Origin of the sequence: Spirosoma sp. KCTC 42546 (assembly GCF_006965485.1) — a bacterium.
Taxonomy (GTDB): Bacteria; Bacteroidota; Bacteroidia; order Cytophagales; family Spirosomataceae; genus Spirosoma.
This window is the reverse complement of the sequence record NZ_CP041360.1, coordinates 3,447,464-3,465,004: the sequence shown is the minus strand read 5'-3', so window position 1 is coordinate 3,465,004 and position 17,541 is coordinate 3,447,464. Positions and strand designations below refer to the sequence as shown.

The 17,541-nt window shown below is 42.3% G+C and carries 18 protein-coding genes; 7 read left to right on the top strand and 11 right to left on the bottom strand.

What is annotated here, in order from left to right; all coding sequences use genetic code 11:
• Window positions 1–64 precede the first annotated feature (64 nt).
• A complete protein-coding gene (locus tag EXU85_RS14150; RefSeq protein WP_142772707.1) occupies window positions 65–886 on the top strand; it encodes an HNH endonuclease in 822 nt (273 codons plus the stop codon).
• Window positions 887–963: 77 nt separating this feature from the next.
• On the opposite strand, the gene frr is transcribed toward EXU85_RS14150, so the two are convergent.
• The 8 genes from frr to dusB form a co-directional block, all read right to left on the bottom strand.
• Complete coding sequence (frr, locus tag EXU85_RS14145; protein ID WP_142772706.1) at window positions 964–1,524, bottom strand: ribosome recycling factor; 561 nt, start codon at window positions 1,522–1,524, stop codon at window positions 964–966.
• A gap of 100 nt (window positions 1,525–1,624) precedes the next feature.
• Entirely contained in the window at window positions 1,625–2,356 is a 732-nt protein-coding gene (pyrH, locus tag EXU85_RS14140) for a UMP kinase (RefSeq protein ID WP_142772705.1), read from the bottom strand.
• 132 nt (window positions 2,357–2,488) lie between these two features.
• Complete coding sequence (locus tag EXU85_RS14135) at window positions 2,489–3,457, bottom strand: sugar phosphate isomerase/epimerase (RefSeq protein ID WP_142772704.1); 969 nt, start codon at window positions 3,455–3,457, stop codon at window positions 2,489–2,491.
• 18 nt (window positions 3,458–3,475) lie between these two features.
• Complete coding sequence (locus EXU85_RS14130) at window positions 3,476–3,982, bottom strand: acetyl-CoA carboxylase biotin carboxyl carrier protein subunit (RefSeq protein ID WP_142772703.1); 507 nt, start codon at window positions 3,980–3,982, stop codon at window positions 3,476–3,478.
• Window positions 3,983–4,010: 28 nt separating this feature from the next.
• The gene (locus EXU85_RS14125) at window positions 4,011–4,919 is read right to left on the bottom strand and encodes a DMT family transporter (protein WP_142772702.1); all 909 of its coding nucleotides are present in this window, start codon (window positions 4,917–4,919) and stop codon (window positions 4,011–4,013) included.
• A 34-nt stretch (window positions 4,920–4,953) separates the two neighbouring features.
• Complete coding sequence (locus EXU85_RS14120; RefSeq protein ID WP_142772701.1) at window positions 4,954–5,679, bottom strand: hypothetical protein; 726 nt, start codon at window positions 5,677–5,679, stop codon at window positions 4,954–4,956.
• 126 nt (window positions 5,680–5,805) lie between these two features.
• Complete coding sequence (locus tag EXU85_RS14115; protein ID WP_142772700.1) at window positions 5,806–6,078, bottom strand: hypothetical protein; 273 nt, start codon at window positions 6,076–6,078, stop codon at window positions 5,806–5,808.
• Between the two features lie 36 nt (window positions 6,079–6,114).
• On the bottom strand, window positions 6,115–7,104 hold the full coding sequence (gene dusB / locus EXU85_RS14110) for a tRNA dihydrouridine synthase DusB (protein WP_142776716.1): 990 nt from the start codon (window positions 7,102–7,104) through the stop codon (window positions 6,115–6,117).
• 775 nt (window positions 7,105–7,879) lie between these two features.
• On the opposite strand from dusB, the gene EXU85_RS14105 reads away from it, so the two are divergent.
• Window positions 7,880–8,080 (top strand): hypothetical protein, encoded by a 201-nt coding sequence (locus tag EXU85_RS14105; RefSeq protein WP_142772699.1) that lies wholly within the window; start codon window positions 7,880–7,882, stop codon window positions 8,078–8,080.
• Between the two features lie 361 nt (window positions 8,081–8,441).
• Here EXU85_RS14105 and EXU85_RS14100 read toward each other — a convergent pair whose 3' ends face one another.
• Entirely contained in the window at window positions 8,442–9,572 is a 1,131-nt protein-coding gene (locus tag EXU85_RS14100) for an acyltransferase (RefSeq protein WP_142772698.1), read from the bottom strand.
• Window positions 9,573–11,499: 1,927 nt separating this feature from the next.
• Between EXU85_RS14100 and EXU85_RS14095 the strand changes: the two genes are divergently transcribed.
• The 5 genes from EXU85_RS14095 to EXU85_RS14080 all read left to right on the top strand — a co-directional run bounded on the left by EXU85_RS14095 (window position 11,500) and on the right by EXU85_RS14080 (window position 14,576).
• The gene (locus EXU85_RS14095) at window positions 11,500–12,000 is read left to right on the top strand and encodes a hypothetical protein (RefSeq protein WP_142772697.1); all 501 of its coding nucleotides are present in this window, start codon (window positions 11,500–11,502) and stop codon (window positions 11,998–12,000) included.
• 326 nt (window positions 12,001–12,326) lie between these two features.
• On the top strand, window positions 12,327–12,554 hold the full coding sequence (locus EXU85_RS14090; RefSeq protein ID WP_142772696.1) for a hypothetical protein: 228 nt from the start codon (window positions 12,327–12,329) through the stop codon (window positions 12,552–12,554).
• 37 nt (window positions 12,555–12,591) lie between these two features.
• Window positions 12,592–12,753, top strand: a complete 162-nt coding sequence (locus EXU85_RS35350; protein WP_168207793.1) for a hypothetical protein — start codon at window positions 12,592–12,594, stop codon at window positions 12,751–12,753.
• Window positions 12,754–12,792: 39 nt separating this feature from the next.
• The gene (locus EXU85_RS14085; protein WP_142772695.1) at window positions 12,793–13,866 is read left to right on the top strand and encodes a transposase; all 1,074 of its coding nucleotides are present in this window, start codon (window positions 12,793–12,795) and stop codon (window positions 13,864–13,866) included.
• A 122-nt stretch (window positions 13,867–13,988) separates the two neighbouring features.
• Window positions 13,989–14,576, top strand: coding sequence for a laminin B domain-containing protein (locus tag EXU85_RS14080; protein ID WP_168207792.1), 588 nt, complete (start codon window positions 13,989–13,991; stop codon window positions 14,574–14,576).
• A gap of 134 nt (window positions 14,577–14,710) precedes the next feature.
• On the opposite strand, the gene EXU85_RS14075 is transcribed toward EXU85_RS14080, so the two are convergent.
• The gene (locus EXU85_RS14075; protein WP_142772693.1) at window positions 14,711–15,793 is read right to left on the bottom strand and encodes an acyltransferase; all 1,083 of its coding nucleotides are present in this window, start codon (window positions 15,791–15,793) and stop codon (window positions 14,711–14,713) included.
• Between the two features lie 183 nt (window positions 15,794–15,976).
• A complete protein-coding gene (locus EXU85_RS14070; protein WP_142772692.1) occupies window positions 15,977–17,380 on the bottom strand; it encodes a tyrosine-type recombinase/integrase in 1,404 nt (467 codons plus the stop codon).
• Window positions 17,381–17,541 lie beyond the last annotated feature (161 nt).

Sequence of the window (17,541 nt, the reverse complement as noted above, 5' to 3'; positions counted from 1 at the left end):
GTTGGCACCAATTTGTAGCATTTATTCTATTTGCCAAAATTTGAACCGAGACCAGCGCCTACTATTGGCAAAAGCTTTTCGTAACAATAATGCAATTGAGGGCTTATGTGCTGGTGTTATCCAACCTGTTTTATACACAACTATTGAATCGATTGATACAGATTTAGCAAAACAATTAAAGACATTCTGTTATAATCTATATATCCACGTTTTTAAATTACAACCCTTCTATTCCCGTTGTGGACATATTGATGATCACTATGATGCGTTCATGCGGCATAATGTGCTGGATAAGTGTCCTTTCTGTGGTCTTAGCGATGTTATGTCTGAACGACTGTCAGTACGCGATGCGTACGATCACTATCTACCTAAGAGTGATTACCCATTTAATACAGTTAATTTGAGTAATCTTGTTCCTGCTTGTAAAACATGTAATACGTCTTATAAACTAGCTATTGACCCTATATTAGGCGGTACACGAAAAGCTTTTTATCCATTCTCATCCGTACTTTCTGACATAATAATTCAGATTAACATTATCTATTTAAATTATAAGAGACCAGATGACAACCGAGTTGAGATTAATTTGGCTTGTGATTCACAATCTGAAGAATTAATAACTTGGGAAAAAATATATCGTATCAGTGAACGATATATTGACAAATGTCGAAGCGATGATTCAAGATATTGGATAACTCAAGTATATGATGAATTGAGCAATCATTCTATATTATATGGACAAACAATAAAACCAGATCAGTATTTGACTCTCTATCTCAGGCAAAAGAAAAAAGAGCCCATGAAAGAATTGAATTTTTTGCGTGTACCTTTTTTAGAAGGATGTCTCCGAATAGGTGTATTTGACAAATCAACTGGGATTGTATAATTATAAAAGCAATAGCCGTCCATATCGAAACATGGGCGGCTATTGCTTTTATACCTAGGAAAAAATCAGAAACTGGTTTACACCAACAGAATATCTTTCTCCTTCGCCACAAATGTCTCGTCAATGCGAGCAATGAAGGCATCCGTAAGTTTCTGAACGCGCTCTTCACCCATTTTTACGGCATCTTCCGATACGCCATCTTTCACCAGCTTCCGAATGTCGTCGTTGGTATCTTTGCGAATGTTCCGAACGTTGATTTTGGCCGTTTCTACTTCCTGTTTTACTTTCTTCACCAGATCGCGCCGACGCTCTTCGGTTAGCGGTGGAATATTCAACCGAATCTGTTCACCGTCGTTGTTCGGGTTCAGGCCCAGATTTGAATTACGGATAGCCTTTTCTACTTCGCCAATCATCTTTTTCTCAAATGGCTTGATCGAAATAGTACGGGCATCGGGGGTGTTAACCGACGCAACTGTATGCAAAGGCGATAGCATTCCATAGTATTCAACCTGAATGCCATCGAGCATGCCTGCGTTGGCCTTCCCGGCACGAATTTTAGTTAATTCGATGGCTAAGTGCTTAAGCGCTTTTTCCATCGTATCCTTTGCATCGTCGAGAAATAACTCGATTTCTTCCATGAATTGATTTACGATTTAAGAAATACGATATACGATTTGGGCTGACGCACGAACATAAATCGCACATCGTAACTCGTATATCATAAATCCATGTATAAGTTTATGGTAATGTCATTGTAATAAGCGTGCCCTGGTTATCATCACCCTCAATTAGCTTGAGCAGACTACCTTGCTTGTTCATATTAAAAACAATGATAGGCAAATTGTTTTCCTGGCAAAGGGTAAAGGCCGTGAGATCCATTACGCTTAGTTTCTTTTCGTAAACGTCATCGAAGGTTATGCTCGTATATCGCGTAGCTGTTTTATCCTTCATCGGATCGGCTGTGTAAACGCCGTCTACCTTCGTGCCTTTGAGGACAACGTCGGCTTCTACTTCAATTGCTCGCAATGCCGCTGTGGAGTCGGTTGTGAAGTAGGGATTACCAGTACCGGCGGCAAAGATAACCACCCGGCCTTTTTCAAGATGGCGCACCGCCCGCCGACGCACATAGGGTTCGCAAACCTGCTCCATCTTAATAGCCGACATCACGCGGGTATACATCTTATGCTTTTCGAGCGAGCTCTGAATAGCCATCGCGTTGATAACCGTTGCGAGCATACCCATGTAATCGCCCTGTACTCGGTCGATTCCCGAGCGCTCACCCGAGACGCCCCGGAAGATGTTTCCACCGCCAATAACGATGGCTACCTGCACGCCCAAATCAACAACTTGTTTGATTTCCTTGCTATACTGTTCGAGCACTACTGGATCAATATTGTAACCATTTGGCCCAGCCAGAGCCTCCCCGCTCAGCTTGAGCAGGATACGCTTATACTTTGTCTGCGATGTCATGTAGGGAAATTTTGCGGGCAAAGATAGGGAAAAAGGGAGGAAGGAAGAAAGGGCCAAGAGGGAGGAAAGGGATTTTGTCAGACTATATTTGCTTCATAGTCCCTTTCCGCCCTCCTCCCTCTTCTCCTTTAATCAGGCCGATTGCCAAAGTTCTTTCAGCCGATTGAGGTCCCGCTTCATGGCTGCAAACAAGTCATTTTTCGGAATTGACAACTGAGTAGCTCCATGCTCGGCACCGCCCAGTGGGTACTCGTAATGTAGCGATATGGGTACGCGAATGTTAGCTTGTTTAAGTTGTTTGAAGTAGGCGGTAAAGTCGACCATGCCTTCTCCCAGTGGCACATCCTGTACAACCCATTTACCTGCTAATGAGCCGGTTGATTTCTTCTCCCAACGAAAATCTTTTATGGCAATCGTTTTGATGTGGGGTATCAGCAACCGTACACCAGTTGGCCAGGCCATTCCGCCTTCAACGGTGGCGTGCCGAATATCGTATTGTACACCCATATGCTGTTGATCAGCAGTTTTGAGCATTTCCCAAAGCTCCCAGACCGATGCGCCCACCAACAACCCCGCGTGATTTTGATAGCAACCCGTCAGATTCAGGCTTTTGTTTAGCTCACTCAAGGCACGAAGTTGACCTTGAAAATGTTCGATTGAATCCGGGATAGATTGTTTATCGGTATACGAATACCATTTCATCCGATAAGCCTGGAACCCAAGCCGAGCGGCTGTTTTCAGGAGTCGACTATCAGTTCCATTAGTCGCATCGCCAACCGCCGTCGTCATCAGTTTGGGTGCAAGGCCAGCTTTTTTCAATGCATCAACAGCTTTGGGCAGGTCCTCCTCCACGCGATCGGGTACTACATGCCCCTCTGGGCGAACGGTTAGATCAACACCATCGAATCCCATACTAGCGGCTGCATCAGCCATATCGCTATAGTTCAGGAATTGAAGGTGCTTCGAAAAAACATGAATATCTGGCAAGTCAGTGTTCAATGAGTTGACTGACGTAATCAGGGTTCCTGGCAGTAGTGGCAATGCGCCAGCGGCCAGCGTAGCTTGCTTGAGAAAACGACGACGTGAATGCAGGGAGTCCATACTCCTCTAAACACCGGCCTACAGGAATTCTACCAGTACCTGTCCCTTTTCAACCCGGTCGCCCTTACCTACCCGAATCGTTTTAATAGTAGCTTCACCAGGTGCCTTCAACATATTCTCCATCTTCATGGCTTCCAGAATTAGCAAGCTATCCCCTTTATTGACCACATCACCGGGCTGAACGCTGATACCCACAATCAATCCCGGCATGGGCGCTTTCAGTTCATTAATTTTCGTACTTGCCAGCGTACTCATGCCCATTTTTTCGAGCAATAGGTCAAACCGATCTTTTAGCTGAACGTGATAAATATGACCGTTTATCTTCAGACTAACCGTTTTATCAGCCGCATTCAACTCTAGTACTTCAGCTGTGTAGGAACGATTCTGATGAAGAATATGAAATGTTTGCGCAGAGAGTTTTACTAAATCCCAGGCAAATGGTTCGCCATTGAGCGTTTGCCCATCCGCAGAAAAGTCAATTAAAAATGGGGGATTTTTAAGGTCGGTCAGGGTGGCAGTGTACATACGTTTCTCGAAATAAACTTAAATAAACCTACGATTTATTTACCAACCAAATCCCCAGCAAACACACACCCATTCCGGCAAATTGCACCGCATAGATGGTTTCGCCATCTAAAACGCCCCACATGAGCGCTACAATGGGAATCAGATACGTAACGGAAGCCGCAAACAAAGGCGACGACAATTGCATAACCCGGTTAAAAAAGATGGACATTAACCCCGACCCAAATACGCCCAGTGTAACCAACGCTCCCAACGACCAGCTATTTTCAGCATTGATGACACGGCTCAAAAAATCGGTTGGCATGAGCGTAAGCAGGGCAATGGGCCCAGCAAAAGCAAACAGCCAGGCTGTTGATACTAACGCAGGCAGGTGACTCAGGTAACGCCCAATAAGATTGGTATTTAGGCCATAACAAATGGTGGCTACTACGACCAGCAGGGCGTATTCATTAATCTGAAAAGAACCGGTTGCGCTGAAAAATACCAGTAGTAATGAGCCCGCCAAGCCCAGTAAAATACCAGCAACCTGTCGAAGCTTGAGTGACTGACCGAAAAATACGCCCCCTAGAATCAGCGTAAATAACGGGCTGAGCGAATTCAACGCCCCCGCCAGTGAGCTATTAAGATGCGCCCCTGCTTCGGCAAACAGGAAGGCAGGAATCACGAATCCAATTATTCCCGACGCCAGCAGCGCTACCCACCGATGCCGGACAGCCACCCGAACATCAGGCTGACGACTTTGTCTCGCCAGAAATGGTGTAAAAAAGAAGAGTGCAAAGACCAGTCGGCCTGCGCCTACCTGCTCAGGTGGAAAGGAAACCAGACTCCGTTTTATCAGAATAAATGAACTGCCCCAGACTAAGGCCAGTGAGCAAAGCAGCACCCACGCCAGTAACGGGCGTTTTTGAGGAATTACAACCGGTTCTTCTGTCGTCATTTTCCCTGGGCTAATCGAAGCGAGTTTAGAGCAGTTACTTCTCTTTCTTTGGTGTCAGAAAGGTACGAAGTGGTTTGGTAAATACACCCGATAGCGTCGAAACGTATACTGTGTTATGGAAGGCGGCTACAGATGTAATACGATTTCCAAATAAATTCGTATTATCCAGTTCTGTCGGTGTGAGGGTGGTTGCCGTAAGTTGTAGCTGGAAAAGCTGGCTATTGTACATACCAATCAGTAGATTATTGACCTGTTTATAGACCAGTAGTCGATACGTATCTGATACCTGGTTAGCTACCACCGACCAGGTTTTTCCCTGGTCCGTTGAGGCAACCAACTGAAGCGAAGTACTATTAGCATAGGTTACACCATATACAGTTCCATTATAGGAAAACTGACGCAGTAACCCATATGGATAGGTTTTTTCGTATACTCCAGTGGGAGAAATCCGAAACGTACCTTTTACAGTTGAAACAATAAAATAATCTCCTGCACTACCCATGCTATATGGGAAACCAGCTCCTTCCAGAGTAATAAGTTGGGTTTTCGTCACGTCCAAGCCTAAATTGGGCCAGGCAGGAACATTAATGGATAAAAGTACCAGGCTGATATTAGCACCATTAATAACTGGTGTAGAGTATGATCTGTCATACCGTTGATAAGGTATGATTAACTGGTTTTGCCTGTTAACAACCATGGTTTCACCTTGATTAACGGCCAACGTAATAAAGCCAGCAAAATCGGCATCAAGCTGGGACATTCTTACGTAATCATTACCACGTGCCAGCACTGGACTAGCCGTTGGGATGACATTAACCCGGTCATAATTTAGAAAAGCAATAAAAGATGAACTCAGACAAGGCCGATAATCCGTGCGTCCATTCGGCTAAGCTTGTCCCCCGTAGTGAGTGAATGTTGTATCGTACTTGGATTGTTGCTCACCAGGAGCAATGGACGTTGTTTGGGCACCCGACAGTATAATCAGACTGGTATCGGCGTAACTGTTCAACTGAGTCTTCTCGTCGAAAAGAAAATCATTATCAAGCTGCCAGCTTAACGTTTGGTCAGGTGGTGTTGCGATTTCTTCGACGTCCTTCTTACAAGCTATTGAACAGACTGTAATTAACACACATAGCCAACTATACCGCTGAAGGTGCATGGAGTGTAAACTTTCTGAAAGTTGTTAGCATTTTGTTTATACCAGTTCCCCATTATACTGTTCAGCCACTTCGTCCAGAACAGCACTCACCCCGCTATACGAATCGGTCGTTACCAGTTGCATTCGGTAGGGTTTAAAATCGGGCAGGCCTTTGAAGTAATTAGCATAATGTCGACGCATTTCAAAAAGCCCCACAATTTCACCCTTCCAGCGAATCGAGAAATCGAGATGCTGGCGGCAAACCGCTACCCGATCAGCAATAGTCGGCGGAGCCAAATGCTGGCCCGTTTGAACAAAGTGCTTGATTTCGTTGAAAATCCAGGGATGCCCAATACTGGCCCGGCCAATCATTACGCCATCGACGCCGTACCGGTTTTTGTACTCCAGCGCTTTTTCGGGCGTGTCAATATCTCCATTTCCAAATATTGGGATCTGAATGCGTGGGTTTTCCTTGATACGCCCGATGAGTGTCCAGTCGGCCTCGCCTTTATACATCTGGACGCGCGTGCGACCATGAACGGTCAACGCTTTGATGCCAATATCCTGCAACCGTTCAGCTACTTCGCCCACATTCTTCGTACTCTCATCCCAACCCAGTCGGGTTTTTACGGTTACAGGCAGGTGAGTCGCTTTCACAACGGCCTCGGTCATGCGAACCATCTTGGGAATATCCTGCAACAAGGCAGCCCCCGCCCCCCGGCAAGCTACATTTTTGACTGGGCAACCATAGTTGATATCAATTAGGTCAGGATTAGCGCGGGTGGCTATTCGTGCGCATTCACCCATCGTTTCCACATCAGAACCAAAGAGCTGGATACCAATTGGGCGCTCGTATTCAAAGATATCCAGTTTTTGAACACTCTTGGCAGCATCCCGAATCAAGCCTTCGGACGATATGAATTCAGTATACATCAGGTCGGCTCCGTTGGCTTTACAAACCGCACGAAATGGGGGATCGCTAACGTCCTCCATAGGTGCCAGCAGCAACGGAAAATCCGGAAGTTGTATATTGCCAATATTGACCATTGTATAATAATGGGTTCTCAAACCCGACTCAGTTTTCTGTTAATTATGTCGGACGGTCACTAAAGCCGTACTTAAAGGATGTACAAATTACGATTTGCCAGTCAGTTTGGTTCCGTTGTTATAGGAGGTAGCCCAATCGAAAATCATTCTTCGTAACTCCTATTGCGTATATTTACCGAAAATATACTGTCAATCTAAATACTAACATTATCTATCTAATAGTCAGACATTTATAATCATGCCGCTAAATAACTACTGAAATATAGATGAAAAATAAAATTAAAAATTGATAAAGGAACAACATGATCTTGGTCAATCCTCATAATATATATGGTTTAGCTGGCTACCCAATCTTGTAAAAATAAAGCCGAGGTGGTAATGGTACAATTATCAGTACAAATACTAGCGAATACAATTCGTCAGGCTATCAAATCGCCAATGCGTATAGTTCCTCCACTCTATATAGCATCAATTGCCAAATCATCAATAATTTCAGTACGAACGATGGCATTGGTTTGGATATATTGTTCATACAAGGAACTAATAAAGTTTCAAACAACATCGTAGATGTTGCTGGCGTGGGCTTGCAATTGGCCATACAGACAGGAGGTGATGGTAGTGCAACATTGGATGCGACTAGAAACACGATAAAAAATTCAACGAATTATGTGCTATACTGCTCAATTCAGGTAGTTTGCGTGAACTTGACCTAAGTGGGTGTAGAATTCCCGATAGTGTGGGTAGCTACACAAGCCATGCGCAAATCCGTTCGGCTATGACACTAGTAAGTGACTTGATACTTGCTATTATCTGTATTACTGACTACTGGGGAACGGCTATTGCGACCTATACGATACAGCTTGTGAGTGGCACCTACACAAACATGTATGCGGGTCAAAATAGCTGGAAAGGGCACTTGACGGGCAACACGATTGAATCGTTAGGGGCAACGGTAGGGTCAACAGTTATTCTGTAAAGCATAGTAGCCAAGTAATTTAAATACTTAGTTACTAACTATGCCTCCAAACTCCTTTGGCAGCCAGCAAGAGTAGATACCCTGAAATGGCTAGCAACAACGTCCAAGGGCCGGAAAGAGGTTGGGATTTCTTCAGTATTTCCATAAAAATACGCTTTAGTGAAATAGCAACAGTCATAAGAAAGTTAGGTTGGTTTCAGGCCACAGCTCTAATTAAGGAGAAATAAACGAGACTACTAGAAAACACTTGTACTTACGAAAGAGAGGTTTCGTAAGTACAAGTGGAATTAACTACAAATTTAGGGTTAAACCACAAATGGAATTTATTATTCAACTCAGATTGAAAGATCTTTAATCTGAGTTAAACCGTGGACTCATTAGCTGATAACTTAGTTTTTTTTGATGATTTATGAAACTTTGCTTTCAACTTGTTAATTGGTTGCTCAATTAGGTAAAATGAAACAAAGGCAGCTAAAAAAGCAAAAACTAAATTTTGGGGAAACTTATTGAACCAGAAGGTTTCTGCTTGTTTATTTATTAATAAGCTATTAATATCTCTGATGAATAATAAATGCCAAATATATAATGAGTAGGATAGCACACCAATATGAATAATAATTTTATTGTTAAGAAAATCTGAAAATAAGGTAGGAATATATATACACCAAAAAACAAATATTAGTACGCACACATTAGATAACGAACTACCAATTGTTAGGGCGTACATTCCCCCAAATTTTGCTATTAAAATCCTTGAAATAACGAATATAAAAAGTATAATAGCACCCATAAATAGCTTATTTTTTAGCCATTTAAAATGAGGGGAAGTAATAATCTGTTTTTCCAATAATGCACCTAAACAACCAGTTAATATAGTATCACCGCTTGTCTGAATCATCATGCCAATCTGTCCTCTATAGTTAGGCATTAAGAAATAAGTAGCAACTCTGATTAGGGGCATAATTGCTATTATAATCAAGACAACGTTTATGAGCTTTCTTTGACTAATCCGCTTAAAGGCAAGGGGCCAAATTAGATAAAACTGCTCCTCCATTGCCAGCGTCCAGAAATGTCCAAAAAAAAGCTCCTCATTTGGCTGAGAGGATACGAAAATTTGTTTATAATTCCATAGATAAAGTGCAGCGAATAAAACAGTAGTATAGTTTACTACATTGGCAGAAAAGTAAAAATGTTGTAGTAAAACAATTGTGACTATATAAGCATAAAAGATGGGAAAAATTCGAAGTGATCTTCTAATGTAAAAATTCTTGATGTTTATGTCTCCTGTTTTTTCTCGCTCTTGGATCAATAATTTTGTAATCAAGTAGCCCGAAATCACAAAAAATATTTTAACACCTAAACCTGAACTAATTAGATATTTAAAAAGAAAACTATCGGCTAATGCGACAGGCATCGTGGGTTTAGAATGGACTAATAAGACCATGATAATAGATATAGCCCTAAGACCATCAAGACTTTTAATTCGATTCATTTTAATAATAGTTTATTAAATATTGAGGAGGTTAAATTCAGTATGGTAAGGTGAATTCTTAAAAAAATAAAAGGTATAACCCCAGTCTTGGTAAACTGTTAGGGCGTATGTAAATAGAAAAAATTGCTGATTTGTAGTTACTGCTATTAGTTAGGCTTATTCCATGTAACTCATTATGGAAGACATATACACTAACATTATTCATATTATTTCTTCTAGGATATGAATAATTGAGGACTTCGGTTTGTAATTAAATAATTCACATGTATTCATATATAAAGAATAATATTTTTCTTATGCACCATAGACAGTTAAGTCATTCATTGTCAATAAGTTATTGCTTTGGCAATGATTTTATATCAATTGAGGTCTACAAAATAAATCTTATTAGCTGATATTCTTTACTATCCTGTAAAATATGTTTTCTGTTTTTTAAAATAAGTTTGGGCAAAGGAATAAGCTGGGGTGAAGTAATGGATCATAACTAATAGTCACAATCCATTACTTTTAGTTACAAAATTTATATTGTATTCAATTTAGAATTAAGTTCTAGTTGCCCAATGAAACCCTAGCGATGGGATGCTAAAAATTGGTTTATCTAAAATTGCCCTTCGTAAACCCTCAACGATTAATAGTGTCATTTGGAACTTAAGCAACTTGATGACTGATGCATTTATCCGCGACCCACAGGTATTACCGCAATAAAGTATAAGGGAGGAGTTTTAGTAACTCGAATTGTATATAGATATTGATCCTAGTGAACGGGAAATGAAAGCCTGCGAGATAAGAGTCCTGACGCCGGGAACTGGTCTATATTAAATGAGCGTGTCTGGTCGAGTTTCGGGCATTTCCCTACCTGATCTACTGAAACCGCCAGTAACTAATTACGCCATATTTTATGGAGACATATATGCAACTTGGTTGAAAAATACATTTCCAAGTCAGTTGGCCTATACTCCCCAAGACTAGTCAATACCCGACGCTATAAAAAGAGTTTCCAAATCACGTCGATAAACTGTTAGAATATGTACACTGAAAAGGCTAACACTAATGTCCAGGGATCGCGAATAGGCAACGTTTTGCGAGTCGACTTCATATTGCAAAGCAATAGCCAAGGCATGAAGTCGCGATTAATCGGCAATTAAATCAGGATGAGAATGCGGTTTAGGTTGCCCAGTAGAAAAAGACGCTAACGGCAATAAGGGAGACAATCGCCATCAGGCTGATAAGGACTTTCAGATCGTCAAAGTTGCGTTTCATGTCAGAGAAGCTAGGAGTGAAAATCTGAGATGAAACTAAATCTAACAGCCTGACAGTGAAATGAAAATGAGATTAAGAAAGGGGTTAAATTTATTGATCGGCTATGAGTCGATTAAAAAATCCCGATCAGCAGCCGCCAATCGGGATTCAACAACTCAATAAATTCTAGAAAGAGTATTAAGTCATATTACTTACGATCCAATCCGGTAATATGTGTTATTACAGGCCTGGCAATGGTAGGCTCTGATGGGTAAAAAGCCTAAGGCCTTCTTTAAGATTCTCGGCCTTCTTGTTCGGTCAGCATGTGTATCCCCACAATAGGGACATCGATTCCGAACAACAGTTTTTCGGTATAAGTAGAGCAGGCTGAGCAGGAGGGCACACAGGCTTCCAATTAGAGGTAACGGGCTTAAACTAACTAGGTTCATGGGTACAAAGAGGAAGAAGAGTGTAAAAGAAATGCTTATCTGAAGGTTTAGTATTTTTACTTAATCATTTAACTAAAATTTAATTAGAAGAAACGACGTAAAGTATATTTATGGTACCCTTATCAATAAGACTTCTACTTTCCTGCTTCGGCTACTGGCTAGCCAATACAGCCTTAAAATGGCTCGTAAATGCTAGTTGCTGGATCACGGCTAATCCCTTTATAATCATCCTGATCCTAGTGTTAGCTTTTATTCTGGCACTGGCCAGATATAACCAGAAAGCCAAACAGTTGCAGGTAGCCAAACAGGATCTGCCTAGATCGGCTACACTCGTTTCCCGATTATGTGAGGATTCAACCGCCCTAAAGAATACGATCAACACGGCGATGGCCACCATTACAATCAACTATGCGAAACAAGCTAAAACTCTACAAGCAGATAGTATTCATGCTGCTAGTCTGTCTGACGATCAGCTTGACGCTGAGACCACAGTATTCTCTCAGCCAACCGACAGTTTATCCAAACGGCAGCGCAAAGAAGAAATCAACCGGCAACTAACTGATTACGGTCGGGTGATGCTTGATAATGAAAAGTTGGTTACAAAAAGCGGCTTCTGTGATGCATTGGTGAAAGATGTTCGAGAAGCATTACTGGCACTGGTGGGCTGGTTTCCTATCAATCGACTCAAACGTGGTCGGGCGAAAAAGTGCTCAAGCGAATTGAAGGAAATCCCTAGTTAATAAGTCAGCACTTACTCAACCCTGTGGCCTGGCTTTATATGGCCAACTTCCTACTGGGGGGGATGGAGACGGTAGGAAAACAAATTCAGGATACACCAATCAAACTCTTGATCGATAGCTGTCTGGATGTATACAATACTATTAAAGCACGCCTTAAACCGAAAGAATGATGATACAGGAAGAGATTCTATTCCGACTATTACAAGCCAGCACGGCCACAGGTTTTGTTGCCCTTTTGATTACCTGCATGAGGTCAAGTGGTGGTTACCCATCCCGATTTGTATGTTTTCGTTATATGCCTGGTCACGTTTCTAACCACGTTTTTCATGCGCCGATTCACCTTTGAAGTGGCCGTTGTGCCCATGTTCGTACTGGCGATTAGTGCGGTGGCCACCGCGCTAATCGACTATGTTAGACCTTTGCCCACCAACCGACGGGAAGCGTTGAACCGGCGTTTGCTTTGGTTTATCCTGCCAATCCTGGGCATTTTGTTTACCGTGTGGTGCATGGGGTCAGTCTATGAGGGTGGGATTAGTTTCTTTCTTCGTTTTTGAGCAGAAACTAAACCATGCCATCAGTAATCAGGATGAGATGAAAAGTCAGTTGGATTCGACCAAAGCAGCTATTAAAGAATTGAAGACCAATTCGGCAAAGCAGCATGCAACCTCGTCAGCTTACCGGGAAAAGCTTGATAAACGTCTCGACGGGGTTGATTCACGGCTAACTGATCAGAGTTTGCGACTTCATAGCTGATGTTACGCCACCTTTTGAGTCGCTAGTTTAATTTTGAGTATGCAGACAACCCTCGATCTCTATACCGACTACTTACTCAGTAGTTTTGGCCAAACCACAGCAACGGGGCTATCTCGGTTGACCGATGGTGCGGTAGGCCATGATGCAGTGACGGATCTGCTCAATCGACTTCAGGGCAATAACCGAACGCTGTGGAAATATGTCAAACCACTAATTCGACAAATTCAAGAGTCTGACGGAGTCTTAGTAACCAATGACAGCATTGCTCATAAGTCGCATAGCGACGAAAACGTCCTGATAACCACCCACTATGACCATTCCAGTGGCCAATATGTGCGGGTCATCAATTTTGTCAGTTTACTGTATCAAACCACCAAAGGACAGTGCCCACTGAGTTTTGAGCCAGTTATCAAAGTCCAGCAGTGCGACTCAAAGACTCGTAAAATTATCTGGCGCTCGGAGCGAACCAAACACCAGATGTTCCAGGATATGGTGCGCCGAGCCCATCAGAATGCGGTTCCGTTTCGCTATGTGCTGGCCGATTCTTGGTACACCAACGCCGACAATATCAATTTGGTTTTGGGCCTAAAGCATCACTACTTGGGAGCCGTCAAATCCAATCTGGAAGTAGCTCTCTCCAAACACGACCGTGCGAATGGTAAGTTTGTCAAAATCAGCACGCTTAACTTACAACCTGGCACCGTTCTGACAGCCTTCATTCGCTCGGTACAAGAGCCGGTAGCGATTTGTGGCGACATTCTCTCTAACAAGGATGGGTCAGTCGGTGAACTCTCGCTGTTAAGTACCGATGTGACGATGCCTTACCAACAACTGCTGACAACCTATCAAAAACGATGGGGTATTGAGGAGTACCATAAATCGCTCAAACAGAACGCATCGCTAGAAAAATCTCGTACTCATCGTACTCAGACTAATCACTTGTTTGCTAGCATTTGCGCCTACGTCAAATTGGAACGCTTACGCCTAGCTCAGTCCACGAATCATTTTGCTCTCAAAGGCCGACTCTATCTAAAAGCCATGCAAGCGACCTTCGTTGAGCTAACAGCCTTGAAAAACCAACTGATGTTAAACCAAATACTAGCTTTGGCTTAACATCAGTTTATAATATAGATTGTAATTTTTGTCCGACTAGTGGTGAGCCGGGCATTATTATGTGTATAAGGCTTGTTAACTGGCTATTTCGTAGCTTAGAGCCTTATTTATTCATATACGCTATGGCCACTATATCAATCAAAATCAACGGGTATCTGCTGATCAGCTTGCTATGTTTGGGCACCACGGACTGTCATGAGATTATCACTCCGTTACCTATTTTGCTTAGTACGTTTACCCAGGGAGCAGCAGGTTGGCAAATCATAAGCAATGGGATGACGACCGACGCAAAATTCAGTAGCGCAGGCGGGAATCCAGATGGTTATATTTATAGTAGTGATTTTGCAAGCGGTATCTGGTACTTTATGGCCCCTAAATCGGTGACCGATCAACTGAAATTCGCTTATGGCCAACGCCTTCACTTCGACTTAAAACAATCAGGGACGCAGGATCAACAAAATAAAGACGATGTAATTTTAATTAGTGGAAAAGTAAAATTGGCCTTAAAGACAGGGCACCCACCTGGAACTGATTGGACTTCCTATTCGATTAAATTAGATGAAAGTGGGGCCTGGAAAAAAAATGGTACCTCCGCCCTTACGGAAGATGAATTTAGGCTTGTCTTATCCAATATTGATCAATTATGGATTCGGGGTGAATTTATTAATGGAGCCGATCAGGGTTGTCTAGATAGTGTGGGGATAAATTGATTATTTTAATAATCAATACCAAAACGCCCGGTCGCTATGAGCCCGGCGTTTTAAATGGAGTAGATCGAGCTTGCCTAGATAATAAAAAAAACACTAAACGGTTTTGCAACTTCGTTCAGCCATTTAGGATAAAGCTATGAAGCGGCTATAAGATCCGGTTTTTCTATACGTTTTTTAGCATAAAAATCAAATATCCAATAAACCAGAAAAGCCAAAATAAGGGCAGCAAGGCTTAACAATATCCAATTATTAATTTCGATACGATCACACAGAGTCAGTGCAATACCGTGAGTCAAATATAAAGGATAAGATATATTCCCAAGTAAATTAAATGAATTCGTTGTACCAACAGAGAGTTTATGTTGATTCCCAACGATCAATACAACATAATAAATAGATAGAAGACAAACCGTTTTGCCGATTATTAAAGAAACTGTTGTTAGTAGGTTATCCATTATGATATGATTTTTGACTTGAAATCCGATCATAATACCGAAGGTCATCAGCAAATACAAAATAAAAATAATTCCTACATGCATGGATAGGACTCTATGTTTGTCGCGAAATACTGCCAACATAAAACCAATTATCCAGATAAACGAGAGTAGGGGAAGATTGATGCCAAAGCTAATACCACTATAATAGGGGAAATGAAGCAGGGTTCTACAACAAGTATAGATACAGAATAACAAAAACGAAGAGTATACAATTATTAGAAGCGTTCTGTAGGAAAGTTTGATAAGTACGGGAGCCAAACAGTATAGCCATACCTCAAGGGCCAGAGTCCAAGCAGGGCCAATAATTGATGTACTTGTTAGAATTTGATTCAAAAATAAAACATTGAAAACGATAGCGAGTATAGATTCAAAGGAAAACGGCTTAAAGTTAACCGCAAGAAACAGTACCAAGCTTGCCAAATAAACGGGATATATTCGTTGAGCTCGTCTTTTAAAATAATTACTTTGATTCCGTCCTAGTGATTTGCCTATTGACAAACCACTTATCAACAGAAAGCCCATTATGGCTTCGAAAGCACCCAATTTGTTAATCCAAGCTAATGGACCATCATTCCCTACATGGGGTTTAGCGTGGGAAGTAAAAACGACAAATGCTAAAACAAAGCGTGTAACTGAAAGTAAAGGCCAGCTCACAGTTCCATTATTGGTAGTAGGAAGAAAACGGGGCTGTTCTAAGGAAAGATTTCGTACGGCAGGCATGATTTGTATAGTCAAGTACGTATGGAGTGGCTGTAAACTAACGCTAATTAAAAAGGAAATAAAAGGAAAACAAATTGAGATTGATTATTCGGCGAAAGGCTAGAGAGCGGGTCAAGTCGCTAATTTCCCGTATAAAAAGCCCATGGATAAAAATATATTATGGATGATATCCATAGAACAATCCTAGCCTTTCTTCCTGAATACAACCTGCATGGGCTGTGAAATATCCTTCTCATCCCAATCCTTCGTATATATCTCTGTGGTCTTTAGGCTTTGATGACCCATCATCAGCTGAATATCGTAAAGCGTCAGACTGGCTTCCTCTTTCATGATACGAAGCGCTAAGTCAGCAAAGGAGTGGCGGGAACTGTGCATCCGCAGCGGCCTCGATAGATTAGCACCAACTTCAATTTCCTTTAGCGCTCCATTGATCGATTTGTTCCAGTGGTTCAGCGTCGTACTAAACTTTCGTCGCACCTCAAAAAAGGCTTTTTTGTACTGTTCATGGGTGAGTAGCCTAGCGTACTCTTCTGAGTTATTCAGCAAGGGCAATACATAATCAGTTGCTTTGGCGTCCGGGTTCCACCAGCGTTTCAGTAGTAATCGGGCTTCCTCAAATACGGGTGTACTAATCAAATGGCCGGTTTTTAGCATTTGATAGCGCAGATGAACCGGCTCGCCTTCTTGGTTTACGTCAAACTCCTGGTAGCGAAGCTTGATAACATCTGAAATTCGGGCTCCAGCAAGCACCCTGGATAACATCCAGATGTGAAAGGCGATATCATGCGTGATAACTTTTCGCTTGGATTCAAACGAAGCAATCTTTATCTCATCGATGATATTATCAGTTAGCGTGGTTTTGGGCGTTTTTATTTCAGGTAGGGCTTCAATTTCGGTCCAGGGCGATTGTAAAGCGGCTTGTTTTTCGGAAAGGCCTTTCTTGATAAGAATCTGTTCATGCAGATTATTTAGCCTGCCAATGATTTCGTTGATGGTTGACGCTTTTCGTTTATCACCTCGTGAATTCCAGGCTTTAGTTTTCAAATGGTTCCGAAACTCACGCACCAGGATTGGAGTAACGCTTTGCAGGTAAGTACTGTCTGCCCTATCCCCCAAGAAGCTTTTTAAAAGTGTTCGGGCGCTTAACTTACAGGCATAGGTCGTGTAAGCCTGCTCCTTTACCTGTTCAAGTGCATCATCCAGCAAGGGAAAGTATTGATCCGTCACACCCTCCCGGAACCGTTCAGCCAGTAAGGTGGGCGTCAGATAGGGGAATTCGTTGAGCCAATTGGTAGCCTGTTTTTTTATGCGCTCATACTCCTGAAGGATCTCCTCATTAAGTACTTCTCGCTCCGGGTGTTTAACGACCCACTTGCCCCAAACCACCTTCCGATCGGTGTCCGGATTCTTCTCCCTTTCCTTTTTCAGCAGCTCAGCATCCCAGAATCTGGCCGCATTCTCTATCTTTACTGTCGTTAGAACCCTGCCAGGCTTTTGTCCCTTCTGATGAAGACGCACCATCACCTGCCACCGACCTGATCGATCGGGCTTGCTATTAAGTTCTACGTTAAATGTCAGCCGGGCCATTACTTACAAAGATAACTCCGACTGGAACGTTACTGAAATATTTTTAAGGAAATTACAGGAAATGCACAGAAATAAACCAGAAACAAAGTTGCGAGATGCGAGCCTAAAAGTGGCATTTCCTGGAAAATTCGGGGATTTGGTAAAAGCCAAACAGGGAACTA